Consider the following 26,265-nt stretch of genomic DNA (forward strand, 5'->3'; position numbering starts at 1 on the left):
TCACGCGAGGTGATGCGATTGCGGAGGGGAAAGCAGACAGGCGGGGGAGAGGCGGAAGGAGCGGCAGGCCGAGTGCGCGAAGAGGATGCGCCCCCCAGCCTGCCCAACCGTACCGCATCCAGCGATGCGGCACGGCGTCGAGCGAAGCGACTTACTTCTCGTCGCCCTTGATCTGCGGCAGCGCCGACGCTTCACCCGGCGTCAGCAGCCCGACTTGCGAGTACACGCGCAGCTTGTCGCGCGTATCGGTGATGTCGAGGTTGCGCATCGTCAGCTGGCCGATCCGGTCGCGCGGCGAGAACGTCGATGCGACCTTCTCCATCGACAGGCGTTCCGGCTGGTACGTGAGGTTCGGCGACTTCGTGCTCAGGATCGAGTAGTCGTTGCCGCGGCGCAGTTCGATCTTCACTTCGCCGGTGATCGCGCGCGCGACCCAGCGTTGTGCCGTTTCGCGCAGCATGATCGCCTGCGGGTCGAACCAGCGGCCCTGGTACAGCAGGCGGCCGAGGCGGCGGCCGTTCTCGCGGTACTGCTCGATCGTGTCTTCGTTGTGGATGCCGGTGACGAGACGCTCGTACGCGATGTACAGCAGCGCGAGGCCCGGAGCTTCGTAGATGCCGCGGCTCTTCGCTTCGATGATCCGGTTCTCGATCTGGTCGCTCATGCCGAGGCCGTGGCGGCCGCCGATGCGGTTCGCTTCCAGCAGCAGCTCGACCGGGTCGGTGAACTCGACGCCGTTCAGCGCGACCGGCTGGCCGGCTTCGAAGCGCACCGTCACTTCTTCGGCGGCGATCTTCACGTCGTCGCGCCAGAACGCAACGCCCATGATCGGGTTCACGATCTTGATGCCGCTTTCGAGGCTTTCGAGATCCTTCGCTTCGTGCGTCGCGCCGAGCAGGTTCGAATCGGTCGAGTAGGCCTTCTCGGCCGACATCTTGTACGCGAAACCGGCCTGGTTCATGAATTCGGACATTTCGGCACGGCCGCCGAGCTCGTCGATGAACGTCTGGTCGAGCCACGGCTTGTAGATCTTCAGATCCGGGTTCACGAGCAGGCCGTAGCGGTAGAAGCGCTCGATGTCGTTGCCCTTGTACGTGCTGCCGTCGCCCCAGATGTTGACGCCGTCTTCCTTCATCGCGGCGACGAGCATCGTGCCCGTCACGGCGCGGCCGATCGGCGTGGTGTTGAAGTACGTGACGCCGGCCGTCGTGATGTGGAACGCGCCGCTTTGCAGCGCCGCGATGCCTTCGGCGACGAGCTGCGCGCGGCAGTCGATCAGGCGGGCACCGGCTGCGCCGTATTCGATCGCGCGTTTCGGGATCGCGTCGTAATCGTCTTCGTCGGGCTGGCCGAGGTTCGCCGTGTATGCGTACGGGACGGCGCCCTTGAGTTTCATCCAGTGCAATGCAGCGCTGGTGTCCAGGCCGCCGGAGAAGGCGATACCGACCTTCTGGCCGGTCGGGAGGCTTTCGAGAATCGTGCTCATAGGAATTACCGTGGATTGAAGCCGGTGGGATCGTATTTCGCGGAATATGCGAGTATCGGCTGTCCGGGAGGTTGGGGCAAGGGCTGATTTTCGCGCGGAACGGTCGTCGAGCCTGTCGCGGCGGGCCTGGCGGGCGGTGAGCCGGGTGGAGAACATCGCGCTCACCGGTGCGAAATCGCGGCAGAAACAGGCATCGACGCGCGCGGCGCGGGCCGTGTTTCCGGGGCCGGATCGGCTGACGGGTGGGGCGGCCCGCCGTCAGGATGTCGATATGTCAAGATGAAAGGTATATGAAAGGCGGGCGCGCGAAGCCCGGATCCCCGCCGACGTCAGATGTTCCACGACTGCGCGGTGTCGAGCAGCTTCTCGCGCAGCTGATCGACTTCCGCGGCCAGCTTGGCCGTGATCGACACGTAGCCGGACAACTGCGGCGGCGGCGCGTCGTGCGGCGGGTCGACCGGCCGGCGGCGCGGCGAGAGCCGGCTCGGCGTGCCGAACTTGAGCGCGCGGCTCGCGCCGACCAGTGTGTCGCGGATGCGTCGGTTCACGGCCTTCATGTCGACGCGCATGTACTCGCGGGCCGCGATGTCGTCGCGGGCCGGCAGCGCGCTCGACAGGATCTCCAGATAACCGATGCACAGGCGCAGGCTGCGCTGGATCGCCTCGAGCTGCATCATCGACGTCTCGCATTCCTTCGACACCGACGGCATCAGCGAGCGCAGCTGGACGAGCAGCGCGCTCAGCGCGGCCATTTCCTTCAGGTGCGCGTCGTCGCTGACCTGGCGATCGCCCGCGAGCCGCGCATGCACGGCCGCGCACGCGCGCAGCGCATCGGCGAGCTTGTAGCGCCACGAATAGGTCGCGTAGAGCGGCAGCGCGAACGAGAACGCCAGCGCGATCGCGATGCCGACCAGCACGTTCACCGCGCGCCACAGGCCGTCGACGATCTCGTTGTCGCCGTGCCCGGCGACGATCACCATCGTGATCGCCGACAGCAGCGCGATGTAGCCGGCCTTGCCGATCGCGTGATACGCGCAGATTCCGCACCCAATGGCCATCAGCAGGTAGATCGCGAACGGCGCGTGCAGGAACGAGTAGAGGAGGATCAGCCCGAGCCCCGCGAGCGCGCCGATCGACGTGCCGAGCGCGCGCTCGGCCGCCTTCTTGCGGATGTTGCCGTGGTGCTGCAGCCCGCCGACGACGATCAGCACGGTGATCGTCGACCACTCGCCGTGCGGCACGTTCAGGCCGGTGGACAGCGCGATCGACACGAGAATCGCGAGCGAGACGCGCGCCGCATGGATCAGCTTCGCGTGCCGGTAGCGGCGATACGGGTCGAGCAGCGGGCGGAGCGCGTGGCGCAGGAACGGCGGCAGCCGGGCAGGGAACGGGGTGGTCATGGCGGAACGGGAGTGGCCGGAACGCGCACGGCGGCCTGCGCGGGCCGGCGCCGCGCCGCATGCGCAGCAGGTGTCACGCTAACCGAACGCGGGAGGACTGTCCACGGTGCGGTCATCCGGCCCGGCCGGCCGACGTGCGACTTCACGCCACGTCACGGCGATGTCATGCGCCGGCGGCGCTCGGCTGCGCCTCCAGCACGCGGTTGCGGCCGCCGGACTTCGCGCGGTAAAGCGCCTCGTCGGCCCGCTGCAGCAGCGTCGCGGCGTTCACGCGGCCGTCGGTGGCGGTCGCCGCGCCGATGCTCGCCGTGACGCGCCCGTACGGGCTTTTCGCGTGCTCGATGTCGAGCGCCGCGATCGCGCGCCGGATGCCTTCGGCGACGGTCAACGCGCCTGGCGCATCGGTGTCGGGCAACGTGACGACGAATTCCTCGCCGCCGTAGCGCGCGACGTGATCGCTGTCGCGGCGCAGGCAGCGCGACGCGGTTTGCGCGACGCGCCGCAGCACGTCGTCGCCGGCGGGATGGCCGTAATAGTCGTTGAAGGCCTTGAAGTGATCGACGTCGACGAACAGCACCGACAGCGGGCGGCCGCTGCGCGACGCACGCTGCGCCTCCTTCGCGAGCACCGTGTCGAACGTGCCGCGGTTGTCGAGGCCCGTCAGCGCATCGGTGTGCGCGAGCCGGTACAGCTTCGATTCGGCGACCTGGCGGCGCTTCAGTTCGCGCGACAGCGCCAGCGACCCCCACGCGATGAACCCGGTGAACAGGCACATCAGCACGACGGTCCAGATCGCGCGGTGGTGCCACGACGCGTAGATGTCGATCTCGGCGGGCGCGACGTCGACGATCAGCGGCAGGGCGGCGAGATGCTTGTAAACGTAGATGCGCCGGATGCCGTCGATCGCGCCGACTCCGGTCAGCGCGCCGTCGCGGGCGCGCTGCGATTCGATGAACAGCGGCGAGCTGTGCAGGTCGAGGCCGACCACGTGCGGGTCGAATGGCAGGCGCGACACGAGCGTGCCGTTGTCCTCGACGATCGCCGCGCTGCCGTGCTTGCCGACCGCCAGGCCGTCGAGCAGCGCGCGGAAGTAGTCGATGCTGAGCGTGCCGACGACGATGCCGGCGAACGCGCCGTCGGGTCGGTTGATCCGGCGGCTGAGGGCGATCGTCAAGGCGCCGCCGCGCAGCCGGGACGCATACGGCCGGCTGATGTAGAGGCCCTGGGCGAGCTGGTCGCGATGCACGGCGAAATAGTCGCGGTCGCCGAAATTGCCTTGCCGGGCGGGCGATGCGCTCGAATCGATCACGATATTGCCGTGCGCGTCCATCACGAAGATCGACCCGAGATACTCGCCGGTCGCCGCGCGGTCGAACAGCAGCCGGTGGCGCTGGCGCGGGGGCAGCGTCGCCAGTTCAGGATCGGTAATGCCGTCGACGACGTTCTGCAGCGACAAATCGTAGAGCTCGATATTGCGCGCGATATCGCGTTCGATCAGCAGCATCAGGTTGCGTGCATTTTCGACCGCATGGTCGTATGCATCGCGCCGCGCCTCGATTAAAAGCGACGTGGAAAGCCCCCAGCTGAACATCAGCAGCACGATCCCCGCCACGAGTACGCCGCGCGGCGACAGAATGCGTGCCACGATCGACGCGGTATGGCGGCGCAGCGCGGCGGGCAGCGTGAATGACTTCATCCTCGATGGGGGCGGGCGGCGGATTTTCGCGTCGTTGGCGATTCCGTACGCTGTTTATTTTGAATCGGGCCGCATTATCTCGCGAATTCCGGAGATTCGTGTGCACATGCAAAACATGCATGCGGATACGGCGATTCCCAACGATTACGCATCGTTACCGCTTTACACGCGGGTGATTTGATTTGAATCAATCGTCGATATCGGTTGTATTGTCTGAATAATCCCGTGATTACCCGGCGATTATGCGTGCCGGTGCGGTATCGGGCGGACGGCGACGGGGCGGTTGCGAAACATCGATGGGATCGGAGAACCGGATAACCATCCAGGACGCGGGGTTTTTGAGCCGACCTGCGACGGCGGCCCGGTTCGACGCGGCCAACCCCTTGATTCTGCGAAGTCTCCACGGCGGCGGCGGGCGGCGGCACCTGAGCTGTCCCCGTGACGAATCAGGTAGAATCCGCGCTTCGCCGCAGGCGCCCGCCGCGCAACGCGTATCGGGGCCGCATCGAATGCATCGCAGGACGCGCACCGCGCTCCGATTTCGCATGCGCCGGCTACGGATGCCGGCCCGCTCAACGTTCGTCTCGTTTATGTCCGCACTTCCGAAATCCGACCCATCCGGTTCGTCAGCGAACCCACCCAAGCTTCATCGCGCGCTGAAGGCGCGCCACCTGACGATGATCGCCATCGGCGGCTCGATCGGCACGGGCCTGTTCGTCGCGTCCGGCGCGTCGATCTCGCAGGCCGGCCCCGGCGGCGCGATGGTCGCGTACATGGCGATCGGCCTAATGGTCTATTTCCTGATGACGAGCCTCGGCGAGATGGCCGCGTTCATGCCGGTGTCGGGCTCGTTCGCGACTTACGGCGCGAAATACGTGGACGAGGGCTTCGGTTTCGCGCTCGGCTGGAACTACTGGTACAACTGGGCCGTGACGATCGCGGTGGAGCTGGTCGCCGCGCAGCTCGTGATGCATTACTGGTTCCCGAACGTGCCGGGCGTGTGGTGGAGCGCGGCGTTCCTCGGCGTGATGTTCCTGCTCAACGCGCTGACCGTGCGCGGCTTCGGCGAAGCCGAATACTGGTTCGCGCTGATCAAGGTCGTCACCGTGGTCGCGTTCATCGGCGTCGGCCTGCTGATGATCTTCGGCATTCTGAAGGGCGCGCCGAGCAACGGCTGGGGCAACCTGACGATCGGCGATGCACCGTTCGCGGGCGGCCTGCCGGCGCTGATGGGCGTCGCGATGATCGCGGGCTTCTCGTTCCAGGGCACCGAGCTGATCGGCGTCGCGGCCGGCGAATCGGAAAACCCGCGCACGACGATCCCGCGCGCGGTGCGCCAGGTGTTCTGGCGGATCCTGCTGTTCTACGTGTTCGCGATCTTCGTGATCGGCGTGCTGATTCCCTATACCGACCCGAACCTGCTGAAGACGGACGTGACCGACATCGGCGTGAGCCCGTTCACGCTCGTGTTCCGCCACGCGGGCCTTGCGTTCGCGGCCGGCGTGATGAACGCGGTGATCCTGACGGCCGTGCTGTCGGCCGGCAACTCGGGCATGTACGCGTCCACGCGGATGCTCTACAACCTCGCGACCGAAGGCCGCGCGCCGAAGATCTTCGCGAAGCTGTCGGCGGGCGGCGTGCCGCGCAACGCGTTGTATGCGACGACGGCCGTCGGCGCGTTGTGCTTCTTCACGTCGCTGTACGGCGACAAGACCGTGTATCTGTGGCTGCTGAACACGTCGGGGATGACCGGTTTCATCGCATGGCTCGGCATCGCGGTCAGCCACTACCGGTTCCGCAAGGGCTACGTGAAGCAGGGCTACGCGCTCGACCAGCTGCCGTACCAGTCGAAGTGGTTCCCGTTCGGTCCGCTGTTCGCGTTCGTGCTGTGCCTCGTGATCGCGCTCGGCCAGGACTATCAGGCGTTCCTCGCGAACCGGATCGACTGGGCGGGCGTCGCCGCGACCTACGTCGGCATTCCGCTGTTCCTGGTCGTGTGGCTCGGCTTCCGGTTCCTGAAGAAGAGCCGCTTCGTGCGCTACGAAGACATGGAAATCGCGCCGTGGATCGCCGCGAGCCGTGGCGCGCAGCGGCAGCCGGTGGCGAACCGCGAAACCGCGGGCTGACGCGGGCGCGGCACGTGGCCGCGTGACGTACGACGAAACGGGAAGCCTCGCGCTTCCCGTTTTTTTTGCCCGGCTTTTGCCTGCACGGGGTCAAAGCCGGTTATATTGCCCGACCCTACCGGGCCACGGCCCGGCCGGCGCGAGGCGCGCCGCGCGGATCGGCATCCGGCGCGCGCGACACGCGGCGGCCGGCGAAACGCCCGGCGTTTTCATCGTTCCATCCGGGCCGATACGGCCCGCGGAGCGCGCAACCCAGAGGAATCCATGAGCGCATCACCCGCCGAGCGGAAGGCCGGACCCGTTTCCATCGTGCGACTCGAAGCCGCGATCAACGCGTGGCGCGAAGTGTACCCGCCGGCGCCGGACGGCGAGGACGGCTACGCACTCGACGCCGGCAGCAATTGCCTCGCCGAGCTGTACGGCACGATGATCTGCTACCAATTGCCGGACGTGCCGCTCGACTCGCTGAGCGACGCGCAGCGCGACGCGCTCTACGCGACCGAGGTGTGATGCTCGGCCCACACGGTGCCGCGGCGCGGTATCGGTGAACGAACGGGAAGCGTTGTCGCTTCCCGTTTTGCATTGCGCGGCGCCGGCCGCCGCCGCGCGCGCAATGCGGTTCGCGCCGGGATCGGTGCCGGCTGAGGTATCGTGACGGGATCGGGAAGCAGGTGACCGGCAGGGCCGGTGTGGACGGTCGGCGCCCGCGCCGTGCGCGGTGCCGAATGAACATCCGTCGCCTGCCCGGGAGGATTCGAACATGGAGTTGAGACACCTCCGCTACTTCGTCGCGGTCGCCGAAGAGCGGAATTTCACGCGGGCGGCCGAACGGCTGCATATCGCGCAGCCGCCGCTGAGCCGGCAGATCCAGCAGCTCGAGGAAGCGCTCGGCGTGCCGCTGTTCGAGCGCAACGCGCGGCCGCTGAAGCTGACCGATGCGGGCCGCTTCTTCTATTCGCACGCGGTGCAGCTGCTCGCGCAGACGACCGAGCTCGAATCGATGACGAAGCGGGTCGGCAAGATCGAGCGCAGCATGTCGGTCGGCTTCGTCGGTTCGACGCTGTACGGGATGCTGCCGAAGATCATCCGGCGCTTTCGCAGCGAGTATCCGGCGGTCGAACTGAGCCTGCACGAGATGTCGACGATGGACCAGATCAAGGCGCTGAAGGAAGGGCGCATCGACGTCGGGTTCGGGCGCATCCGCCACGAGGATCCGAGCGTGCGGCGCGTCGTGCTGCGCGAGGAGCGGATGATCGTTGCGCTGCCGGTCGGCCATCCGCTCGACAGCGCGAAGCCGGTGCTGTCGCTGCACGATCTTGTGAACGACACGCTGATCATCTTTCCGAAGGCGCCGCGCCCGAGCTATGCGGACCAGGTGCTCGCGGCGTTTCACGATCGCGCGTTGCAGCCGCGCAAGATCTACGAGACGCGCGAACTGCAGATCGCGCTCGGCCTCGTCGCGATGGGCGAGGGCGTGTCGGTCGTGCCGCACAGCGTGTACGGGCTGAAGCGCGACGACATCAGCTACAAGCCGCTCGACGATCCGAATCTCGTGTCGCCGATCATCATGAGCATGCGGATGCTCGACGAATCGGAGGATCTCCGCGCGATGCAGGCGCTGATCTACCGGCTGTACGACGAGGCGCAGATGGAGTATCTGCCGCCGCAGCCCGAATGAACGCGCGGACGGTGGGGGCTTGCTTGACGCTGCGTGCGGGCGCGGGCCAACATCGCAGGATCCGGTACGGCCGCCGAGGGGCGGCCGCTTTCATGCAGACGACACACACATGACCGATATCCCGTTTGAGGAGAAAACCGTCGAGACGCCGCAAGGGCGCCTCTTTGCGAAACGCTGGCGCGGTGGTCTTGCGCAACAGACGGGTGCGTCGAAGGCGGTCGCTCCAATCGTCCTGCTGCACGATTCGCTGGGCTGCGTCGAACTGTGGCGCGACTTCCCCGTGCAGCTCGCGCGCGCCACGCAGCGCGACGTGATCGCCTACGATCGCCTCGGCTTCGGTCGGTCCGATCGCCATCCGGGGACACTCGGCACGACGTTCGTTCGCGACGAGGCCGATCACGCGTTCGCGGCGCTGCTCGAACACCTGGGCGTCGACGCGTTCGTCGCGCTCGGGCACAGCGTCGGCGGCGGGATGGCGGTCGGGTGTGCGGCCGCGCATCCGAATCGTTGCCGCGCGCTCGTGACGATCGCCGCGCAGGCATTCGTCGAGGATCGCACGCTGGCCGGCATCCGCGACGCGGGGCAGCAGTTCGACGAACCGGGTCAGCTCGACCGGCTCGCGCGCTATCACGGCGACAAGGCCGAATGGGTGCTGCGCGCGTGGGTCGACACGTGGCTGTCGCCGGCTTTTCGCGACTGGAATCTCGACGACGTCTTGCCGCGCGTGCAATGCGCGACGCTCGCGATTCACGGCGAAGACGACGAATATGGGTCCGACGTGCATCCGAAGCGGATCGCCGCGCGCGTCGCGGGGCCATCGTCGTATCTGTTGCTCGGCCAGTGCGGGCACATGCCGCACCGCGAGCGAACCGGCGACGTGCTGGCCGCCGTGACGACGTTCCTGCGCGACGCGCTCGCCTGAGCGCTGCTGCCACCGGCGGGCAGGTGCCCGCCGGCCGTCAGAACGCGAGCTGGATCGCGAGGTCGATCGCGAGCACGGCGATCGAGAGGCCGATCCCGAGGACCACGTTCGGCAGCCGGTGCTCGAAGTCGCGATTGTCGCGACGCATCGCGGCGCCGAGCAGGAAGATCGCCTCGACGACGATCTGCAGTCCGACGAACAGCAGCATCAGCAGATACTCGTAACCCATCTGCTTGAACGCGACGAATTGCATCCCGTGATCGCGGATCCATTGGCCGACGCGCAGCAGTTCGTATACGAACAGCAAGGCGGGAAACAGGTAGCTGATGAAATAGGTCGGCGCGGTGGCGTGCCGTAGTTCGAGGTGGAAATGCTGATGCGTGGTTGCCATCACGAATCCCTCCTTGCAACGCATGATTGCGGTCGCGACGGCGGCGCGACAACGTGCAAACGAAGGGATTACCCGAAGCGTCGCGCGCGGCCGTACGACATCAGCATACTGCTGCACGGGAAATTTGGCATGCGATGCGTGCGGCCGTCGTAAAAATGCATCTGCGTCGCGCGACGCGTTTATCGTGCCGTATTCGCCGTATTCGCCGTATTCGCCGTATTCGCCGTATTCGCCGTATTCGCCGTATTCGCCGTATTCGCCGTATTCGCCGTATTCGCCGTATTCGCCGGATGCGCGGCACCGGCCGCCTCAGTGGCGTTCGCTCCTCGCGGTCGTGCCGGGGCGCTTGCACCCGGCGAGCGGCCGACTGGCCACCGACCATCGCTTACCGGCGCCGCTCACCCTTTCGCTTGAGCACCTTCGACGAACAGCTTCGCGACCGCCTGGAACTCCCGTTTCAGCGACAGCCCCGGCAGGCTCAGCCACCGCAGCATCGCCGCGAGATACAGGTGATGGAACCACGTCGCGAGCTGGTCGGCCCGCAGCGTGCCGTTCAGTTCGCCGGATTGCTGCCCAGCCGCGATCAATTGCTGCCACACGAGCGCGATATCGCTGCCGTTCTCTCCACCGCTTGCCGCTTCAACCGCGCCGATGCTCAGGAAGCGATGGCGCAAATACGCGAGTAGATACGCGGGATGCTGCTCGCACCACGCAGCCGACGCATCGAGCACGCAGCCGATGCGTGACGCGAAGGTCTTGCGCCGCGCGACGTCACGCTGCAGATGCGCGAGATCGCGTGCGAGTTCATCCTCCAGCCAGTGCGCGAGCACGGCTTCCTTCGTTGCAAAGTGGTTGTACAGCGTGCGTTTCGCGACATCGGCTTGCGCGGCGATCTGTTCCATCGTGACCGCTTCATAGCCGTGCGCGTCGAACAGGCGTGCACCGGTGGCGGCGAGATGCGCGAGCATCTGGATGCGCTTGCGAGCGCGGCGGCCCGGATCGTCGGTCGGAGTCGGCATGGCGGGGATTGACTGAAAGTGCACGAGTTGCATTAGTATACGACGTGCATTTTTATGAATCCACCCATTGCCGCCGTGCACGAGGAGTCACGCATGAAGCTCGTCATCGCCACCTACGGCACCGAAGGCGACACGCGCCCGCTCGCGGCGCTCGGTCGTGCGCTGATCGAAGCCGGCCACGATATCCGGCTGCTGGCCGATGCGGCGACGCTCGGGTCGGCAGTGGCGCTTGGCGTGCCGTCGGCGTCGTTGTCCGGCGATATCCGCCGCGCGATTGCGCCGGATGGCGCATTGGCCGATGCGGTGCGCGGGCGCGGCGGCTTCAATGACACGTCGAAGGCGCTCGCGGCGATCGCCAATGCGAACACGGCTGCGTGGATGCGCGAAATCGCGGATGCGTCGGAAGGCTGCGACGCGATCCTCGTGTCCGGGCTCGCATCGTTCGTCGGCTTGTCGGTCGCCGAGTATCGCGGCGTGCCGGCGATCGGCACCGGCATGATCCCGATCACGCCCACTGCGGAATTCGCGTCGCCGTTCCTGCCGCCGGGGAAGCTCCCGCGCTGGCTGAACCGTGCGAGCCACCGGTTCGTGAACGCGCTGCTGTGGCAGGCGTTCAGGAAGACAACGAATGCGGCACGAGCGAGCGTGTGCCGGTTGCCGCCGCGCAAGCAGGTGTGGACCGATCATCCGATGCTGTACGGCGTGTCGCCGGCGCTGCTGTCGGGCCCGGGTGACTGGCCGTCGAATGTGCAGGCATGCGGCCAGTGGCGGATCGATGCGCATGCCTGGGCGCCATCGTCCGATCTCTCGACATTTCTCGAAGCGGGCGATCGCCCCGTGTACATCGGTTTTGGCAGTATGGCCGGCTTCGATCGCACCGCGATGGTCGGAGCGCTGACGCACGCGCTCGCCGGTCGCCGCGCGTTGTTCTATCCGGGCTGGAGCGGCATCGACGCGTCGATGCTGCCGAAGAACGTTCACGTGATCGGCGATACGCCGCATGACTGGCTGTTCCCGCAGGTATCGATGGCAATCCATCACGGCGGATCGGGCACCACGCATACGGCTGCGCGGGCCGGCATTCCGTCGGTCGTCGTGCCGTTTGCGGGCGATCAGTTCTTCTGGGCGAACCGGCTTCAGCGACTCGGCGTGGCGGGTGCGCCGGTCGCGGGGCGGCGCATGGACGCTGCTGCACTGGCGCAGGCCATCGCATTCGCCGAACGGGACGAAACGAAAGCGCGCGCGATAGAACTCGGCGCGCGCATCGCACAAGAGGAAGGCTTGAAACGGGCCGTCAGTGCGATCGAGAGATGGGGGCCGCCGGGCGCGCGGTAAGCCCGGGCATCCACCTCAGCTCAGAAATGCCCGGTGAACCGGTACCGGCTGCCCGGGTGCCACAGATTGGCGACCGACGCGACCATCCCCTGCGACCACGTGCGCCGATGCAGCAGTAGGCACGGCTCGCGGTCGTCCATCGTCAGGTGACGGCGCGTTTCGGCGTCGGGCATCGCGGCCTCGATCCGGTATTCGACGCGCTGCAGCGGCGCGACGCGCGTCAGGTACTGGTTCGGCGTCGTGGTCGTGAAGTCCTGCAACGCATACTCGGGCGCGCAGGCCGGATTGACCCAGCGTTCCTCGAGCTGCACCGGCGTGTCGTTCTCGAAGTGCAGCACGCGCGAATGGAAGATCGGGCTGCCCGTGTCGATCTGCAACTCGTCGGCGAGCTTCGCATCGGCGACGGCCGCGCCCACCTGCAGCACCTGCGCGCGATAGCCGTGGCCGCGCGCGGCGACTTCGTCCGAGATGCTGCGGATCGCGACGAGCGTCGATTCGTACTTCGGCGACGCGACGTACGTGCCGGAGCCGCGCGTGCGCGTGAGCACCTGCTCGGCGGTCAGCTCGCGCAGCGCGCGGTTGACGGTCATCCGCGCGACGTTGAATTCGCGCGCGAGCTCGTTCTCCGACGGCACCTGGTCGCCTTCCGCCCATTCGCCGGCATGAATGCGCGCGAGGATGAAGTCCTTGATTTCCTGATAGATCGGTGTGGTCATGGGATCACGATTCCAGAGTCGGCAGCGGCCCGCCGCCGAATGCCGATCCGGCGCGCGCCCGGCGCCGAGTGTACCGGTTTCGCAGGCGCGCGGGCCCGGATTCCCCGAATGATCCCGGTTCGGCCGGCCCGCGTCCATGCGGGATTGCACAGAGCGGCCGGCTTTCGGCGGCGGGCGTGCGGTCAGAACCGATGCCGGATGCCGACCGTCCCGACCACCTGCGTGTTGTTCGACGAAGGCGCGAGCCCCGTGACGTTCGCGAACCCGAGCGTCGCGCCCGCCGGCACGCCGAACTGGTGCTGGTAGACGGTTTCCGCGTACACGTCGGTGCGCTTGCTCAGCGCGTAGTCGGCCATCAGCGTCACCTGGTGCCATTTCGGCCGATGGCTGCCGGTTGCGTCGTCGTAGCGGCCGTTGGTGAACGTATAGGCGCCCGCGAACGAAACGGCCGGCGTCAGCGCATAGCGCGCGTTGACCTCGAAGTTGTCGAAGCGCAGCGCGTTCAGCGCGCCGGGCAGCGACGACGCGGCCGTTTCGTCGAACATCGAATGCGTCCACAGCGCGCCGACCGTCAGCCGGTCGAATGCGTAGCTGCCGCCCGCGCCCATCACGCGCTGGCGCACGGCCGGGAAGTTCGGCCCGTCGTTGGTCGACAGCGCACCGCCGGCCGTCAGCCCGCCGCGGTTGAGCTGCAGGTACGCGGCGCCGAGGCTGACCGGCCCGTTCGCATACGACACGCCCGCGCTGTATGCGCGGTTGTTCGCGAAGCCGCCGGCCGCGTTGCTGAACCCGTACAGGCCGCCGAACTGCCAGCCGGCGAGCGTCGGGCTCGTGTATTTCACCGCGTTGTCGATGTAGAACGAATCGTCGAGGTTGTCGTTGTCGAAGGGATGCGACGCGAGGTTGTTGCCGTCGCCGTTGTTCGCCATCGCGAGCGGGCCGAGATAATCGACCACGGCATCGTACTGGCGGCCGAGCGTCAGCGTGCCGTACGGGTCGCTCTGCAGGCCGACGTACGCGCGGCGGCCGAACATCGTGTTCTTGTAGGACTGCGTGCCGTTGTTCAGGTTGAAGCCGTTTTCGAGGCGAAACAGCGCATGCAGGCCGCCGCCGAGATCCTCGTTGCCGCTCAGGCCGAAGACCGTATTCGACAGCAGGCCGCTGCCTTGCTGCCACGCGCTTTTACCCGACTGGTTGTTCGTATAGACGATACCCGCATCGAGCATCCCGTAGAGCGTGACGCTGCTTTGCGCCTGCGCGGCGGCGCTGAGGAACGCGACGGAGAGGGTACCGGCGACTGCTTTTTTCATTGAGTGTGCTTCCTGGAAAGGCCCGTAGCGACGGGAACGACGATCCGGCGCGCATGCCGGCGGCGAACGAGCGCGGCTCGTGACGAAGACGAACCGCACGCGTTCGCGTCGGCAACGCGCGTTCGAATCGATGAAAGGGGGAGCGGGCGCGTGACGCGTGTCACGCGCGGCCGCATCGGAGGCCGGCTAGTGCTGCAGCAGGCGGATCGTGCCGAACTCGGCGGCCGGCAGCAGGCGGAGGATCGACAGGATCGCGGGTGACGCCTGCGACCGCGCGACTTCGAGCTCGATGCACGCGCGCCCGGTGCGGTTGTCGATCGCGGCCGTATAGAAATTGAGCGCGGTGCCGACCGCCTGGTGCAGCAGGCGCCGCACGACGGCGAGGTTGTCCGATTCGACGCGGATCGACAGCAGCACGAGCGCGTCGGCAGGGCACCGGCGCCGTGAACGAACGGGCGGCAGGTCGCGTGAGGCGGCGGTTTCGGTTCTGGTCGGTTTCATGCTGGCATCCCCGGGTCGCATCGTGCTCCGCACCGCGGAGATCTCGTCTTGGACATGTCGCCCATTCTAGGAATCGCGGTGAAGATACGGTGTATAGACTCGTATTGGCCCTGAAAAGAACGCATAAAAAACGCCATCGCCGCCGGCTTTCGTCTTTACAGCTTTTTTACTCCGCGTAAAGAAATTGAACACCGCTTTGATACGCGGATTTCTACACTGTCGCATCCCATTCGCCAACTGAGCATGGGGGCGTCACGCGGGCTTGCGCCGACACGGCAAGGCCCGATGCGCCGACGATCGCGCGGCGTTGCCGCGCATAGGAAAAAGGGGAAAGCCATGTTGTGGATCACCGGCGCGTTGTCGCTCGCGCTCTTCATCTATCTGTTTCATGCGTTGATCCAACCCGAGCGGTATTGATCGGCGCGATTCAACAGGAATTCGAAAATATCGGTGAATGTCATGAGCGATCTGCTTTTCATCTTGTTCACGCTCGCGTTCTTTGCCTTGACGGCCGGTTTCATCACCGGCCTTGACCGGATCTGAGCGAGCGTCGACATGTTCAACAATCTCATTCAATTCGCGATCGTTCTCGCGATCATGCTGGCGCTGGTGCCCATCGTCGGGAAATGGCTCGCGCATGCCTTGACGAGCCCGCGCCACGCGTGGGTCGAACGCCGGACCTATGCGCTGCTCGGCGTGAATCCCGACGAAGCGATGTCGTGGCAGCGCTACGGCATGGTGCTGCTGCTCAGCAATGCCGGGATGATGCTGCTCGGCTACCTGCTGCTGCGCATCCAGGACACGCTGCCGTTCGACGCGCTGCAGCGCGCGTCGCAAAGCCCCGACCTCGCGTTCAACACCGCCGCGTCGTTCATCACGAACACGAACTGGCAGGCGTATGCAGGCGAGAGCAGCCTGTCGAACTTCTCGCAGATGGCCGTCATCACGTTCCTGATGGTGGTCAGCGCGGCCACCGGCGTCGCGGCCGCGGGAGGCTTCATCCGCGGGCTGAGCCGCAAGAGCGCGGCGGACCTCGGCAACTACTGGGTCGATTTCACGCGCGTGACCTATCGCGTGCTGCTGCCGCTCAGCTTCGTGATGGCGCTCGTGTACGTGTGGCAGGGTATGCCGCAGACGCTCGCGTCCGACGCGTGGGCGACCACGCTGGAAGGCGCGCGCCAGCAGATCGTGATGGGGCCCGTCGCCAGCCTCGAATCGATCAAGCATATCGGCACGAACGGCGGCGGCTTCTTCAGCATGAACGCCGCGCATCCGTTCGAGAACCCGACGCCGCTCACCAACACGCTGCACATGCTGTCGATGCTGCTGATTCCGTCCGCACTGACCTATGCGCTCGGCACGATGATCGGCCGGCGCCGTCAGGGCTGGGTGATCCTCGCTGCGTTCGTGGTGATGTTCGTCGGCTTCCTGGCCGTGATCTATTCGGCCGAGCAGCACGGCAATCCGCTCGTGACCGGGCTCGGCGTCGACCCGCAGCCGAGCGCCACGCAGCCGGGCGGCAACATGGAAGGCAAGGAGATGCGCTTCGGCATCGCGCAGACGAGCCTGTTCGCCACCGTCACGACGGCCGCGACCACCGGGTCGGTCGACGCGATGCATGACTCGCTGACGCCGCTCGGCGGGCTCGTGCCGATCGCGCAGATGATGCTGAACAACGTGTTCGGCGGCGACGGCGTCGGGCTGATCAACCTGTTCACGTTCGCGATCCTCACGGTGTTCCTGGTCGGGATGATGATCGGGCGCACGCCGGAGTTCCTCGGCAAGAAGATCGAGGCGCGCGAGATGAAGCTCGTGATGCTCGCGGTGCTCGCGCATCCGTTCAGCATCCTCGGCTTCACCGCGGTGGCGGCGATGCTGCATTCGACGATGGACAGCCTCGCGAACCTCGGCCCGCACGGCTTCAGCGAAGTGCTGTACGCATACACGTCGGGCACGGCCAACAACGGCTCCGCGTTCGCGGGCCTGAATGCGAACACGCCGTTCTTCAACACGACGATCGGCTTCGCGATGCTGATCGGCCGCTACCTGACGCTGCTGCCGATGCTCGCGGTCGCGGGCAGCCTCGCCGCGAAGAAGCGCGTGCCGGAAAGCGCCGGCACGCTGTCGACGTCGACGGGCCTGTTCGCCGGCCTGCTGGTCTTCGTGATCCTGGTCGTCGGTGGCCTCACGTTCCTGCCGGCGCTTGCGCTCGGCCCGATCGTCGAGCACCTGATGATGTCGGGCGGCCAACTGTTCTGAGGAAAACATCATGATGCAAGGCAATCGCCAGGCAGCGGCCGCCGCCGCGCCGGCACCCGGTTCCTCGTTCGGCGCGGCGACGCGCGGCCTCGTGCGGCCCGTGATCGCGTCGTCGGTGCTGTTCATGCTCGTCACGGGCGTCGCGTATCCGCTGCTCGCCACCGGCGTCGCGAACGTGCTGTTCCCGTCGCAGGCGCGCGGCAGTCTCGTGCAGCAGCACGGCACGACGGTCGGCTCGGCGGTGATCGGGCAGCAGTTCACGCGTGCGGGCTACTTCCACGGGCGGCCGAGCGCGACGGTCGGCACCGATCCGGCCGATCCGTCGAAGACGGTCGACCAGCCATACAACGCGGCCGGCAGCGGCGCCAGCAACCAGGGCGCCACCAGCAAGAAGCTGCTCGCGGATATCGCGCAGCGGGTGCGTACCTACCGGCAGGAGAACGCGCTCGCCGTCGGCACGCCGGTGCCGGCGGATGCGGTGACCGCATCGGCGTCCGGGCTCGATCCCGAGATCTCGGTCGCGAACGCGCGGCTGCAGGCGGCGCGGGTCGCGCAGGCGCGCGGCGTCGATGCCGCACAGGTCACGGCGCTGGTCGACCGGATCGCGTTGCCGCGCCAGCTCGGCGTGCTCGGCGAACCGCGCGTGCGCGTGCTCGACCTGAACCTCGCGCTGGACCGCGCATTCGGCCACGCGGCCGGCGCGAAGCAATAGCAGGAACCACGGAGTCACTCATGTCCCATATCGAAACCCCGATCAATCCAGCGGCGATGCCGGTCGGCGGCGTGCCGCCGATGCGCTGGACAGCCGTGCTGCGCGAGGCGTTCCGCAAGCTCGCGCCGCGCGTGCAGTTGAAGAACCCCGTGATGTTCGTCGTGTATCTCGGCAGCATCGTCACGACCGTGCTGTGGCTGCAGGCGCTGGCCGGCACGGGCGACGCGCCGGCCGGTTTCATCTTCGCGGTCGCGTGCTGGCTGTGGTTCACCGTGCTGTTCGCGAATGCGGCCGAGGCGCTGGCCGAAGGGCGCGGCAAGGCGCAGGCCGATGCGCTGCGCGCGGCGCGCAAGCGCGTGTACGCGAAGGTGCTCGACGAGCCGAAGCAATTCGGCAGCACCAGCCATCGCGTGCCGAGCGACGAGCTTGCGGCCGGCAGCATCGTGCTCGTCGAAGCCGGCGACACGATTCCCGCCGACGGCGAAGTGATCGACGGCGTCGCGTCGGTCGACGAATCGGCGATCACCGGCGAATCCGCGCCGGTGATCCGCGAGTCGGGCGGCGATTTTTCGTCGGTGACGGGCGGCACGCGCGTGCTGTCCGACTGGATCATCGTGAAGATCACCGCGCAACCGGGCGAAGCGTTCCTCGACCGGATGATCGCGATGGTCGAAGGCGCGAAGCGCGGCAAGACGCCGAACGAGGTCGCGCTGACGATCCTGCTCGTCGCGCTGACGATCATCTTCCTGCTCGTGTGCGTGACGCTGCTGCCGTTCTCGCAGTTCAGCGTGCTGCTGAACGCGTCGGGCACGGCGGTGAGCCTGACCGTGCTGATCGCGTTGCTCGTGTGTCTGATTCCGACGACGATCGGCGCGCTGCTGTCGGCGATCGGCATCGCGGGGATGAGCCGGATGATGCGGGCAAACGTGCTCGCGACGTCGGGCCGCGCGATCGAGGCGGCCGGTGACGTCGACGTGCTGCTGCTCGACAAGACCGGCACGATCACGCTCGGCAACCGCGAGGCCGTGCAGTTCCGGCCGGCGCCGGGCGTGGACGAGCGTGCGCTGGCCGAGGCCGCGCAACTGTCGTCGCTGGCCGACGAAACGCCCGAGGGGCGCTCGATCGTCGCGCTCGCGAAGCAGCGCTTTTCGCTGGACGTGGCCGCGACGGCCGGCAGCATCACCGTGCCGTTCAGCGCACGCACGCGCATGAGCGGCCTCGACATCGGCGAGCGTCAGGTGCGCAAGGGCGCGGCGTCGGCGATCCGCGCACACGTCGATGCGCTCGGCGGTGTGTTTCCTCAAGCGGTCGAGACGGCGGTCAACGACATCGCGCGACGCGGCGGTACGCCGCTCGTCGTGGCCGACGGTGCCCGCGTGCTCGGTGCGATCGAGCTGAAGGACATCGTCAAGCACGGGATCGGCGCGCGTTTCGCCGAGTTGCGCAAGGTCGGCGTGAAGACGGTGATGATCACCGGCGACAACCGGCTCACCGCGGCCGCGATCGCGGCGGAGGCCGGCGTCGACGACTACCTCGCCGAGGCGACGCCCGAGGACAAGCTGCGGCTGATCCGCGAGCACCAGGCGAAGGGCCATCTCGTCGCGATGACGGGCGACGGCACCAACGACGCGCCCGCGCTCGCGCAGGCCGACGTGGCCGTCGCGATGCACAGCGGCACGCAGGCGGCGAAGGAGGCGGCCAACATGGTCGACCTCGACAGCAACCCGACGAAGCTGATGCAGGTGGTCGAGGTCGGCAAGCAGATGATCATGACGCGCGGCGCGCTGACCACGTTCAGCGTCGCCAACGATCTCGCGAAGTATTTCGCGATCATTCCGGCCGCGTTCGTCGCGACGTATCCGGCGCTCGGCGCGCTGAACGTGATGGGGCTGCACAGCCCGACGTCGGCGATCCTGTCGGCCGTGATCTTCAATGCGCTGATCATCGTTGCGTTGATCCCGCTCGCGCTGAAAGGCGTGAAGTATCGCGCGGAGCCGGCCGAGAAGCTGCTGGGGCGCAACCTGCTGATCTATGGCGTGGGCGGCATCATCGCGCCGTTCATCGGCATCAAGCTGATCGACATGTTGTTGACGCCGTTTATCTGACCGAACGCGCCGTCGCGGCCCCGCTCACGCCTTCGCGGCGTGCGCGGGGCCGTTCGGCGTTTCAATTGCCGGAAGCGATCATGGATGTGAATGTGAACGTGAGCGAAGCGAATCGACGGGCAACGGGGCCGCGGGACACCGCCGCCCGCGGCGGCGGGGACGGCGTGCGCCGCGACCGCTGGCGCGGCGTGCTGCGCGCATGCGCGATGCTGGCCGACCGCATCGCGGGCGCCGGGCCCGACACGCAGCCGACGCTGGCCGTGCGCGAAGCGCGACCGCGCATGCATGCGTGGATGTCGCAGTACGCGGTGCCGCTGCTGCTCGCCACGCTCGTGTGCGCGCTGGCAACACTCGCGGCCAGCGCGCTGCTGCGCGTGTTCGATCTGTCGAACGTCGTGATGCTGTTCCTGATGACCGTCGTGCTGATCGCGCTGCGGCTCGGCCGGTTGGCCGGCGCGTGGGCCGCGTTCGTATGCGTCGGCTGCTTTGACTTCTTCTTCGTCGAGCCGAGATTGTCGTTCGCGGTGTCCGATACGCAGTACGTGTTCACGTTCGCGCTGATGCTGGCCGTCGCGCTCGCGATCGGCCAGCTCGCAGCGCGCCTGCGTGCGGAGGCGCGGGCCGCGCGCGCGAACGAGAAGCGCTCCGCGGCGCTGGCCCGGGTCGCGCATGACCTGTCGGCGGCGATCGAGACCGAGCAGATCGCATCGATCTGCACCGGCACGATCGCGCCGCTGCTGGGCGTGCGCGTCGCGCTCGTATTGCCGGATGCGGATGATCACCTGATGCCGGCGCAGCACGCCCGGTTCGTCGAAGCACCGATTGCCCGCTGGGTCTACGAGAATGCACGTGGCGCGGGGGGCGGGCTGCCGCCGTTCGAGCGCGCGGCCGCGCAGTACCTGCCGCTGAAGGCGCCGATGCGCGTGCGCGGCGTGCTCGTGCTGTTCGGCGACGCACAGCCGGTCCCCCCCGACCCCGACGATCGCCGCCTGATCGACGCATTGTGCTCGTCGATCGCGATGGCGCTCGAACGCGTGCACTACGTCGGCGTCGCGCAGCACACGCTGGTCCGCATCGAAGGCGAGCGGCTGCGCAACGCGCTGCTCGCCGCGGTGTCGCACGACCTGAAGACGCCGCTGACCGCGATCCGCGGGCTCGCCGAGACGCTGGAGCGGCCCGAGCGGCTCGCCGACGGGCAGCCGGCGGCGCTCGCGCACGGCATCCGCAACCAGGCCGAGGCGTTGCACGGGCTCGTCGTGAACCTGCTCGATCTCGCGCGCATGCAGAGCGAGGGCGTGCGGCTGAATCGCGAATGGCACATGCTCGACGAGATCGTCGGCAGCGCGCTCGCGCATTCGGCCGGCGTGCTGGCCGGCCGCGACGTGAGCACCGACTTGCCGGCCGACCTGCCGCTGATCGACGTCGACGCGCTGCTGATCGAGCGCGTGCTGATGAACCTGCTCGACAACGCGTCGAAATATGCGGGCACGGACGCGGCCGTGGCGGTGCGGGCGCGCGTGTTCGGCGAAACGCTGTACGTGTTCGTCGAGGACGACGGCCCCGGCTTCATCGCGCGCAACACCGAGCCGCTGTTCGAGCCGTTCGAGCGTGAACGCAAGGAATCGTCGATCAGCGGCGTGGGGCTCGGGCTCGCGCTGTGCCGCAGCATCGTCAATGCGCACGGCGGCTCGATCCGCGCGGTGCCGCTCGATCCGCACGGCGCGCGGTTCGAGATTCGCCTGCCACTGGGCGCGCCGCCCGATATCGAACACGAGAGCCGGACATGATCAGATCGCGCGTACTTATCGTCGAGGACGAATCGGACATCCGCCGTTTCGTGCGGATGGCGCTGGAACAGGAGGGGCTCGACACCTGCGAGGCATCGACGGCCCGCGAGGCGCGGATGTATGCGTCGAGCAGCAAGCCCGATCTCGTGATCGTCGATCTCGGGCTGCCGGACGACGACGGCAAGACCTTCATCCGCGAGTTGCGCAAGTGGTCGACGGTGCCGGTGATCGTGCTGTCGGCGCGGCAGCAGGAAGTGGAGAAGGTCGCGGCGCTCGACGCGGGCGCGGACGACTACCTGCCGAAGCCGTTCGGCGTGCCCGAACTGCTCGCGCGGGCACGCGCGCAGTTGCGGCGCGCGGCGTTCGTATCGGCCGACGGGCAATCGTCGTCGATCGTGCGGTTCGGCGACGTGACCGTCGATCTCGGCAAGCACGAAGTCGCGCGCGGCGGCACGCCGGTTCACCTGACGCGTCTCGAATTCCGGCTGCTCGCCGCGCTGATTCGCGCGCGGGGCGGCGTGATCGCCGCGCGGCAATTGCTGGCGGAGGTGTGGGGCATCCATGATGCGGACCGCGCGCATTACGTGCGCGTGTACATGACGAACCTGCGGCAGAAGCTCGAACCGGTGCCGGCGCGCCCGCGGCACCTGCTGACGGAGTTGCAGTTCGGCTACCGGCTGGTCGGTCTGGAAACGGTCGGCATGGCGGACGGGCCACGTGGTGCGGTATCGGCAGGTCTAGACAACTGAAATCCCGCTCCCGGTCGTGCGCCGGCGCGCGGAGAAAGCGGTTGTTTAGCTCGATGTAATTCGCAATTAATTGAAATATAAGGAAATTTGCGGCACACGATCCTATTTATCCGACAATTAGAGATAAACACGGATTGCTGGCGCACCCTCCGAAAAGGCAAAGTTGTATGTACAACTTGGAGCGTCGCCGGAACGGGCGGCCTCCGGGTTGGAAGGGTTCACGGCGGCGCTGCCCGACGGAACCCGGCCCCGTTCGCCTCTGACAGGAACGCCATGAAGAAACTCGCGCTCAGTATTGCCCTTGCCTGCATCGCGGTCGGTGCCCACGCCAAGGATTGGTCGACGATCCGGTTCGGCGTCGACGCCAGCTATCCGCCGTTCGAATCGAAGGACGCAAGCGGCAAGGTCGTCGGCTTCGACGTCGATCTCGGCAACGAGATCTGCGCCCGCCTGAAGGCGAAATGCGTGTGGATCGAGAACGACTTCGACGGGATGATTCCCGCGCTGAAGGCGAAGAAGTTCGATGGCGTGCTGTCGTCGATGTCGATGACGCCGGCGCGTGCCGAGCAGATCGCGTTCTCCGACAAGCTGTTCAACACGCCGACGCGCCTCGTCACGAAGAAGGGCGCGAACCTGCAGCCGACGGCCGAATCGCTGAAGGGCAAGTCGGTGGGTGTCGAGCAGGGCACCATCCAGGAAACCTACGCGAAGGCCTACTGGGCGCCGAAGGGCGTGCAGGTCGTGCCGTACCAGAACCAGGACGGCGTGTACCAGGACCTGATGTCGGGCCGCCTCGACGCGGCGCTGCAGGACGCGGTGCAGGCCGACATCGGCTTCCTGAAGACGCCGCGCGGCGCGAACTTCGCATTCGCCGGCAAGGACATCGACGATCCGAAGACGCTCGGCAACGGCGCCGGCATCGGGCTGCGCAAGGACGACGCCGACCTGAAGGCGAAGATCGACCACGCGATCGCCGACATCATCAAGGACGGCACGTACAAGAAGCTCGAGAAGAAGTACTTCGCGTTCGACGTCTACGGCGGCTGATCTTCCATGCGGCGCGCATCGGTTGCGGTGCGTGCCGCGTCTGTCGTGGGTGCAGCCCGCTTCGCGTGATGCGTCCGACTTGATGAGCAGGCTGCATCAGGTAGTGCGTAGATATCGTTTGATGCCCGGGTAATGGCTATTGACAATCCAGCCACATCGTTCTGGATCCCTCATATGATCTTCCAAGGATTTGGCCCGCTGTTGTGGGCCGGCACGGTGGAAACCGTGAAGCTCGCGGTGCTGTCGCTCGCTGCGTCGCTCGTGCTGGGCCTCATCGGCGCGAGCGCCAAACTGTCGACGAACCGCATGCTCAAGTCGATCGGCACCTTCTACACGACGCTGATCCGCGCGGTGCCGGACCTCGTGCTGATGCTGCTGCTGTTCTACGGGATCCAGATCCTGCTGAACAACGTCACCGACATGCTCGGCTGGGACCAGATCGACATCGACCCGTTCGTGGCCGGCGTCATCACGCTCGGCTTCATCTACGGCGCGTACTTCACCGAGACGTTCCGCGGCGCGTTCCTCGCGGTGCCGCGCGGCCAGCTCGAAGCGGGCTTCGCGTACGGGATGAGCGGCTGGCGCGTGTTTCACCGCATCCTGTTCCCGCAGATGATGCGCTTCGCGCTGCCCGGCATCGGCAACAACTGGCAGGTGCTCGTGAAGGCCACCGCGCTCGTGTCGATCATCGGCCTCGCCGACGTCGTCAAGGCGTCGCAGGACGCCGGCAAGAGCACGCTCGATTTCTTCTTCTTCACGCTGGCTGCAGGCGCGATCTACCTCGCGATCACGACGGTCTCCAACGTCGTGCTGCATCACCTCGAGAAGCGTTATTCCGTCGGCGTCCGGAGGCTCGCACTGTGATCGAACTCGTCAGCCAGTACTGGCAAAGCTATCTCTACACCGACGGCTACCGCTTCAGCGGCCTCGCGATCACGCTGTGGCTGCTGGTCGTGTCGATCGCGCTGGGCTTCGCGCTCGCCGTGCCGCTCGCGATCGCGCGCGCATCGTCGAACCGCTGGATCGCCGGCCCGGTGTGGCTCTATACGTACGTGTTCCGCGGCACGCCGCTCTACGTGCAGCTGCTGATGTGCTACACGGGCATCTACAGCTTGCAGGTCGTGCACAACCACGTGCTGCTCGACACGTTCTTCCGCAACGCGATGAACTGCACGCTGCTCGCGTTCGTGCTGAACGAGTGCGCGTATGCCACCGAGATCTTCGCGGGCGCGATCAAGGCGACGTCGGCCGGCGAGATCGAGGCCGGCATGGCCTACGGGATGTCGCGCTTCAAGCTCTATACGCGGATCATTCTGCCGTCCGCGCTGCGCCGCTCGCTGCCGAGCTACAGCAACGAAGTGATCCTGATGCTGCACGCGACGACGCTCGCGTTCACCGCGACCGTGCCCGACATCCTGAAGATCACGCGCGACGTCAATTCGGCGACCTACATGTCGTTCCAGGCCTACGGCATCGCGGCCGTGCTGTACGCCGCCGTCGTGTTCACGCTCATCTGGGCGTTCCGCAAGCTCGAGACGCGCTGGCTCGCGTACCTCTCGCCGCGCGGCCATTAACGCATTCGCAAGATTCGCAAGGAAGGACCCAGCATGTACAAGCTTACCGTTGACAACCTGCACAAGAAATTCGGCGACAACGAGGTGTTGAAGGGCGTGTCGATGAAGGCGAAGGCCGGCGACGTGATCAGCATCATCGGCTCGAGCGGCTCCGGCAAGAGCACGTTCCTGCGCTGCATCAACTTCCTCGAGCAGCCGTGCTCCGGGCAGATCACGATCGGCAGCGAGCCGATCCAGACCACGCGCGACCGCAACGGCTCGCTGCGCGTGGCCGACCAGAAGCAGCTGCAGCGGATGCGCACGAAGCTGTCGATGGTGTTCCAGCACTTCAACCTGTGGGCCCACATGACGGTGCTCGAGAACATCATCGAAGCGCCGATGGCCGTGCTCGGCGTCAGCAAGGACGAAGCGATCGCGCGGGCGCGCACGTACCTGGAGAAGGTCGGCCTCGCGCCGCGCGTCGAGGGCATGTATCCGTCGCACCTGTCGGGCGGCCAGCAGCAGCGCGTGGCGATTGCACGCGCGCTCGCGATGGAGCCGGAAGTGATGCTGTTCGACGAGCCGACGTCGGCGCTCGATCCGGAGCTGGTGGGCGAAGTGCTGAAGGTGATGCAGAAGCTCGCCGAGGAAGGCCGCACGATGGTCGTCGTCACGCACGAGATGGGTTTCGCACGCAACGTGTCGAATCACGTGATCTTCCTGCATCAGGGGAAGATCGAGGAGGAAGGGAATCCGCAGGAGATTCTCGTGAATCCGAAGAGCGAACGGCTCGGGCAGTTTCTGTCGGGGCGGTTGAAGTAAGCCGGCAGGCGGCGTCGCGCATCATCCGCGACGCCGCATACTGGAACGCTAAATGCTTGTCACGCGGGATCCTTTCGATGAAGGAGCACCGCGATGAGCACACCGATCACCACCGCCTTTTCCCATGTGAAGCCGCAGGACACCGCGTATCGCGGCGAAGGCCTGCGCGACTTCTTCCTGTATCGCGATCTCGGTATCGCGGCCGCGACGAACGGCAAGGTCGTCGCGCAACTCGTCAGGGCGAATCATGCACCGGAGGCGGGCACCGGCTGGCACCGTCACGAGGCCGAGTTCCATATCGTGATCATGCTGAAGGGCTGGGCGCGCTTCATGTACGGCGACCAGGAAACGCTGGTGGCGGCCGGTGACTGCGTGCACCAGGCGCCGGGGATCGTCCACTATCTGTTCGACTACTCGCCGGACATGGAGTATCTCGAGATCGTCGGGCCCGCCGATTTCAAGTCGATCGACGTCGAAGGGCCGTGCGCGGTGCCGCCGCCGACACCGTGGGGCGAGGCGGGGGCGTAGCTGCCGCCGTGCATTCGCGTGCATCGTCCTTACGTCTGTTTGTGACAAACCGCCTTCGTGGCGGTTTTTTCTTGCGCGTTCCACGGAGGTTTCCGTGCGATCCGCTTTCCCTGCTTCACATTC

Annotated in this window: 25 protein-coding genes; 17 read left to right on the forward strand and 8 right to left on the reverse strand. The window is 66.8% G+C overall.

The features are described from left to right. Positions 1–151 precede the first annotated feature (151 nt). The 3 genes from argG to QZM35_RS01965 all read right to left on the reverse strand — a co-directional run bounded on the left by argG (position 152) and on the right by QZM35_RS01965 (position 4,582). Positions 152–1,486 carry an argininosuccinate synthase gene (argG, locus tag QZM35_RS01955; protein WP_069250949.1) on the reverse strand — a complete coding sequence of 445 codons (1,335 nt, stop codon included), beginning with the start codon at positions 1,484–1,486 and terminating at the stop codon, positions 152–154. A gap of 329 nt (positions 1,487–1,815) precedes the next feature. Continuing rightward, a complete protein-coding gene (locus QZM35_RS01960) occupies positions 1,816–2,886 on the reverse strand; it encodes an FUSC family protein (RefSeq protein ID WP_089428147.1) in 1,071 nt (356 codons plus the stop codon). A 163-nt stretch (positions 2,887–3,049) separates the two neighbouring features. Beyond that, positions 3,050–4,582 (reverse strand): sensor domain-containing diguanylate cyclase, encoded by a 1,533-nt coding sequence (locus QZM35_RS01965; protein ID WP_174975855.1) that lies wholly within the window; start codon positions 4,580–4,582, stop codon positions 3,050–3,052. Between QZM35_RS01965 and QZM35_RS01970 the strand changes: the two genes are divergently transcribed. From QZM35_RS01970 to QZM35_RS01990, 5 genes are all read left to right on the forward strand, one after another. Beyond that, on the forward strand, positions 4,521–4,763 hold the full coding sequence (locus QZM35_RS01970) for a hypothetical protein (protein WP_179255076.1): 243 nt from the start codon (positions 4,521–4,523) through the stop codon (positions 4,761–4,763). The genes QZM35_RS01965 and QZM35_RS01970 overlap by 62 nt on opposite strands. Positions 4,764–5,172: 409 nt before the next feature. Beyond that, positions 5,173–6,708: an amino acid permease gene (locus QZM35_RS01975; protein WP_089433263.1), complete on the forward strand. Its 1,536-nt coding sequence runs from the start codon at positions 5,173–5,175 to the stop codon at positions 6,706–6,708. A gap of 264 nt (positions 6,709–6,972) precedes the next feature. Next, on the forward strand, positions 6,973–7,218 hold the full coding sequence (locus QZM35_RS01980) for a DUF3717 domain-containing protein (protein WP_043178075.1): 246 nt from the start codon (positions 6,973–6,975) through the stop codon (positions 7,216–7,218). A 250-nt stretch (positions 7,219–7,468) separates the two neighbouring features. After that, positions 7,469–8,386 (forward strand): LysR family transcriptional regulator, encoded by a 918-nt coding sequence (locus QZM35_RS01985; RefSeq protein WP_011355987.1) that lies wholly within the window; start codon positions 7,469–7,471, stop codon positions 8,384–8,386. A gap of 109 nt (positions 8,387–8,495) precedes the next feature. Continuing rightward, complete coding sequence (locus QZM35_RS01990) at positions 8,496–9,308, forward strand: alpha/beta fold hydrolase (protein WP_301775297.1); 813 nt, start codon at positions 8,496–8,498, stop codon at positions 9,306–9,308. Between the two features lie 37 nt (positions 9,309–9,345). On the opposite strand, the gene QZM35_RS01995 is transcribed toward QZM35_RS01990, so the two are convergent. Then, positions 9,346–9,699: a hypothetical protein gene (locus tag QZM35_RS01995; RefSeq protein WP_301775298.1), complete on the reverse strand. Its 354-nt coding sequence runs from the start codon at positions 9,697–9,699 to the stop codon at positions 9,346–9,348. A 398-nt stretch (positions 9,700–10,097) separates the two neighbouring features. Further along, on the reverse strand, positions 10,098–10,718 hold the full coding sequence (locus QZM35_RS02000) for a TetR/AcrR family transcriptional regulator (protein ID WP_301775299.1): 621 nt from the start codon (positions 10,716–10,718) through the stop codon (positions 10,098–10,100). A gap of 93 nt (positions 10,719–10,811) precedes the next feature. Here QZM35_RS02000 and QZM35_RS02005 point away from each other — a divergent pair, with 93 nt between their 5' ends. Then, positions 10,812–12,053, forward strand: a complete 1,242-nt coding sequence (locus QZM35_RS02005) for a glycosyltransferase (RefSeq protein ID WP_301775300.1) — start codon at positions 10,812–10,814, stop codon at positions 12,051–12,053. Positions 12,054–12,073: 20 nt separating this feature from the next. On the opposite strand, the gene hutC is transcribed toward QZM35_RS02005, so the two are convergent. The 3 genes from hutC to QZM35_RS02020 all read right to left on the reverse strand — a co-directional run bounded on the left by hutC (position 12,074) and on the right by QZM35_RS02020 (position 14,580). Continuing rightward, entirely contained in the window at positions 12,074–12,769 is a 696-nt protein-coding gene (gene hutC / locus QZM35_RS02010) for a histidine utilization repressor (RefSeq protein ID WP_089428141.1), read from the reverse strand. A gap of 182 nt (positions 12,770–12,951) precedes the next feature. Beyond that, the gene (locus QZM35_RS02015; RefSeq protein WP_089428140.1) at positions 12,952–14,079 is read right to left on the reverse strand and encodes a porin; all 1,128 of its coding nucleotides are present in this window, start codon (positions 14,077–14,079) and stop codon (positions 12,952–12,954) included. Between the two features lie 186 nt (positions 14,080–14,265). Further along, positions 14,266–14,580 carry a hypothetical protein gene (locus QZM35_RS02020; protein WP_301775301.1) on the reverse strand — a complete coding sequence of 105 codons (315 nt, stop codon included), beginning with the start codon at positions 14,578–14,580 and terminating at the stop codon, positions 14,266–14,268. Positions 14,581–14,916: 336 nt separating this feature from the next. On the opposite strand from QZM35_RS02020, the gene kdpF reads away from it, so the two are divergent. From kdpF to QZM35_RS02075, 11 genes are all read left to right on the forward strand, one after another. Beyond that, a complete protein-coding gene (gene kdpF, locus QZM35_RS38130; protein ID WP_076841383.1) occupies positions 14,917–14,997 on the forward strand; it encodes a K(+)-transporting ATPase subunit F in 81 nt (26 codons plus the stop codon). Between the two features lie 138 nt (positions 14,998–15,135). Next, complete coding sequence (gene kdpA / locus QZM35_RS02030) at positions 15,136–16,839, forward strand: potassium-transporting ATPase subunit KdpA (RefSeq protein ID WP_301775303.1); 1,704 nt, start codon at positions 15,136–15,138, stop codon at positions 16,837–16,839. Between the two features lie 10 nt (positions 16,840–16,849). Continuing rightward, positions 16,850–17,551, forward strand: a complete 702-nt coding sequence (gene kdpC / locus QZM35_RS02035) for a potassium-transporting ATPase subunit KdpC (RefSeq protein ID WP_301775304.1) — start codon at positions 16,850–16,852, stop codon at positions 17,549–17,551. 56 nt (positions 17,552–17,607) lie between these two features. Continuing rightward, the gene (gene kdpB, locus QZM35_RS02040; RefSeq protein WP_301775807.1) at positions 17,608–19,656 is read left to right on the forward strand and encodes a potassium-transporting ATPase subunit KdpB; all 2,049 of its coding nucleotides are present in this window, start codon (positions 17,608–17,610) and stop codon (positions 19,654–19,656) included. Between the two features lie 80 nt (positions 19,657–19,736). After that, complete coding sequence (locus tag QZM35_RS02045) at positions 19,737–21,443, forward strand: DUF4118 domain-containing protein (RefSeq protein WP_301775305.1); 1,707 nt, start codon at positions 19,737–19,739, stop codon at positions 21,441–21,443. Continuing rightward, a complete protein-coding gene (locus tag QZM35_RS02050; RefSeq protein WP_301775306.1) occupies positions 21,440–22,192 on the forward strand; it encodes a response regulator in 753 nt (250 codons plus the stop codon). The genes QZM35_RS02045 and QZM35_RS02050 overlap by 4 nt, the downstream gene beginning before the upstream one ends. Before the next feature lie 273 nt (positions 22,193–22,465). Continuing rightward, on the forward strand, positions 22,466–23,239 hold the full coding sequence (locus tag QZM35_RS02055; RefSeq protein ID WP_089428133.1) for an ABC transporter substrate-binding protein: 774 nt from the start codon (positions 22,466–22,468) through the stop codon (positions 23,237–23,239). Between the two features lie 174 nt (positions 23,240–23,413). Beyond that, complete coding sequence (locus QZM35_RS02060; protein WP_089428132.1) at positions 23,414–24,103, forward strand: ABC transporter permease; 690 nt, start codon at positions 23,414–23,416, stop codon at positions 24,101–24,103. Beyond that, positions 24,100–24,813 carry an ABC transporter permease gene (locus tag QZM35_RS02065; protein ID WP_301775307.1) on the forward strand — a complete coding sequence of 238 codons (714 nt, stop codon included), beginning with the start codon at positions 24,100–24,102 and terminating at the stop codon, positions 24,811–24,813. The genes QZM35_RS02060 and QZM35_RS02065 overlap by 4 nt, the downstream gene beginning before the upstream one ends. A gap of 33 nt (positions 24,814–24,846) precedes the next feature. Continuing rightward, the gene (locus tag QZM35_RS02070; RefSeq protein WP_301775308.1) at positions 24,847–25,614 is read left to right on the forward strand and encodes an ABC transporter ATP-binding protein; all 768 of its coding nucleotides are present in this window, start codon (positions 24,847–24,849) and stop codon (positions 25,612–25,614) included. Between the two features lie 93 nt (positions 25,615–25,707). Further along, positions 25,708–26,142, forward strand: coding sequence for a cupin domain-containing protein (locus tag QZM35_RS02075; protein WP_089432283.1), 435 nt, complete (start codon positions 25,708–25,710; stop codon positions 26,140–26,142). The last annotated feature ends 123 nt before the right edge of the window (positions 26,143–26,265 follow it).

The organism is Burkholderia sp. AU45274, assembly GCF_030482505.1.
In the GTDB taxonomy this organism is placed as follows: domain Bacteria; phylum Pseudomonadota; class Gammaproteobacteria; order Burkholderiales; family Burkholderiaceae; genus Burkholderia.

Excerpts from the sequence above, each read along its gene's own strand:
- QZM35_RS02070 (WP_301775308.1), top strand. The coding sequence starts at position 24,847 with ATGTACAAGCTTACCGTTGACAACCTGCACAAGAAATTCGGCGACAAC.
- QZM35_RS02000 (WP_301775299.1), bottom strand. The coding sequence starts at position 10,718 with ATGCCGACTCCGACCGACGATCCGGGCCGCCGCGCTCGCAAGCGCATC.
- QZM35_RS02045 (WP_301775305.1), top strand. The coding sequence starts at position 19,737 with ATGGATGTGAATGTGAACGTGAGCGAAGCGAATCGACGGGCAACGGGG.
- QZM35_RS02050 (WP_301775306.1), top strand. The coding sequence starts at position 21,440 with ATGATCAGATCGCGCGTACTTATCGTCGAGGACGAATCGGACATCCGC.
- QZM35_RS01990 (WP_301775297.1), top strand. The coding sequence starts at position 8,496 with ATGACCGATATCCCGTTTGAGGAGAAAACCGTCGAGACGCCGCAAGGG.
- QZM35_RS02060 (WP_089428132.1), top strand. The coding sequence starts at position 23,414 with ATGATCTTCCAAGGATTTGGCCCGCTGTTGTGGGCCGGCACGGTGGAA.
- QZM35_RS02005 (WP_301775300.1), top strand. The coding sequence starts at position 10,812 with ATGAAGCTCGTCATCGCCACCTACGGCACCGAAGGCGACACGCGCCCG.
- QZM35_RS01970 (WP_179255076.1), top strand. The coding sequence starts at position 4,521 with ATGCGTGCCACGATCGACGCGGTATGGCGGCGCAGCGCGGCGGGCAGC.
- kdpA (WP_301775303.1), top strand. The coding sequence starts at position 15,136 with ATGTTCAACAATCTCATTCAATTCGCGATCGTTCTCGCGATCATGCTG.
- QZM35_RS01975 (WP_089433263.1), top strand. The coding sequence starts at position 5,173 with ATGTCCGCACTTCCGAAATCCGACCCATCCGGTTCGTCAGCGAACCCA.
- QZM35_RS01960 (WP_089428147.1), bottom strand. The coding sequence starts at position 2,886 with ATGACCACCCCGTTCCCTGCCCGGCTGCCGCCGTTCCTGCGCCACGCG.
- QZM35_RS01995 (WP_301775298.1), bottom strand. The coding sequence starts at position 9,699 with ATGGCAACCACGCATCAGCATTTCCACCTCGAACTACGGCACGCCACC.
- hutC (WP_089428141.1), bottom strand. The coding sequence starts at position 12,769 with ATGACCACACCGATCTATCAGGAAATCAAGGACTTCATCCTCGCGCGC.
- kdpC (WP_301775304.1), top strand. The coding sequence starts at position 16,850 with ATGATGCAAGGCAATCGCCAGGCAGCGGCCGCCGCCGCGCCGGCACCC.
- QZM35_RS02015 (WP_089428140.1), bottom strand. The coding sequence starts at position 14,079 with ATGAAAAAAGCAGTCGCCGGTACCCTCTCCGTCGCGTTCCTCAGCGCC.
- argG (WP_069250949.1), bottom strand. The coding sequence starts at position 1,486 with ATGAGCACGATTCTCGAAAGCCTCCCGACCGGCCAGAAGGTCGGTATC.
- QZM35_RS01980 (WP_043178075.1), top strand. The coding sequence starts at position 6,973 with ATGAGCGCATCACCCGCCGAGCGGAAGGCCGGACCCGTTTCCATCGTG.
- QZM35_RS01985 (WP_011355987.1), top strand. The coding sequence starts at position 7,469 with ATGGAGTTGAGACACCTCCGCTACTTCGTCGCGGTCGCCGAAGAGCGG.
- QZM35_RS02055 (WP_089428133.1), top strand. The coding sequence starts at position 22,466 with ATGAAGAAACTCGCGCTCAGTATTGCCCTTGCCTGCATCGCGGTCGGT.
- QZM35_RS01965 (WP_174975855.1), bottom strand. The coding sequence starts at position 4,582 with ATGAAGTCATTCACGCTGCCCGCCGCGCTGCGCCGCCATACCGCGTCG.
- kdpB (WP_301775807.1), top strand. The coding sequence starts at position 17,608 with ATGCCGGTCGGCGGCGTGCCGCCGATGCGCTGGACAGCCGTGCTGCGC.
- kdpF (WP_076841383.1), top strand. The coding sequence starts at position 14,917 with ATGTTGTGGATCACCGGCGCGTTGTCGCTCGCGCTCTTCATCTATCTG.
- QZM35_RS02075 (WP_089432283.1), top strand. The coding sequence starts at position 25,708 with ATGAGCACACCGATCACCACCGCCTTTTCCCATGTGAAGCCGCAGGAC.
- QZM35_RS02020 (WP_301775301.1), bottom strand. The coding sequence starts at position 14,580 with ATGAAACCGACCAGAACCGAAACCGCCGCCTCACGCGACCTGCCGCCC.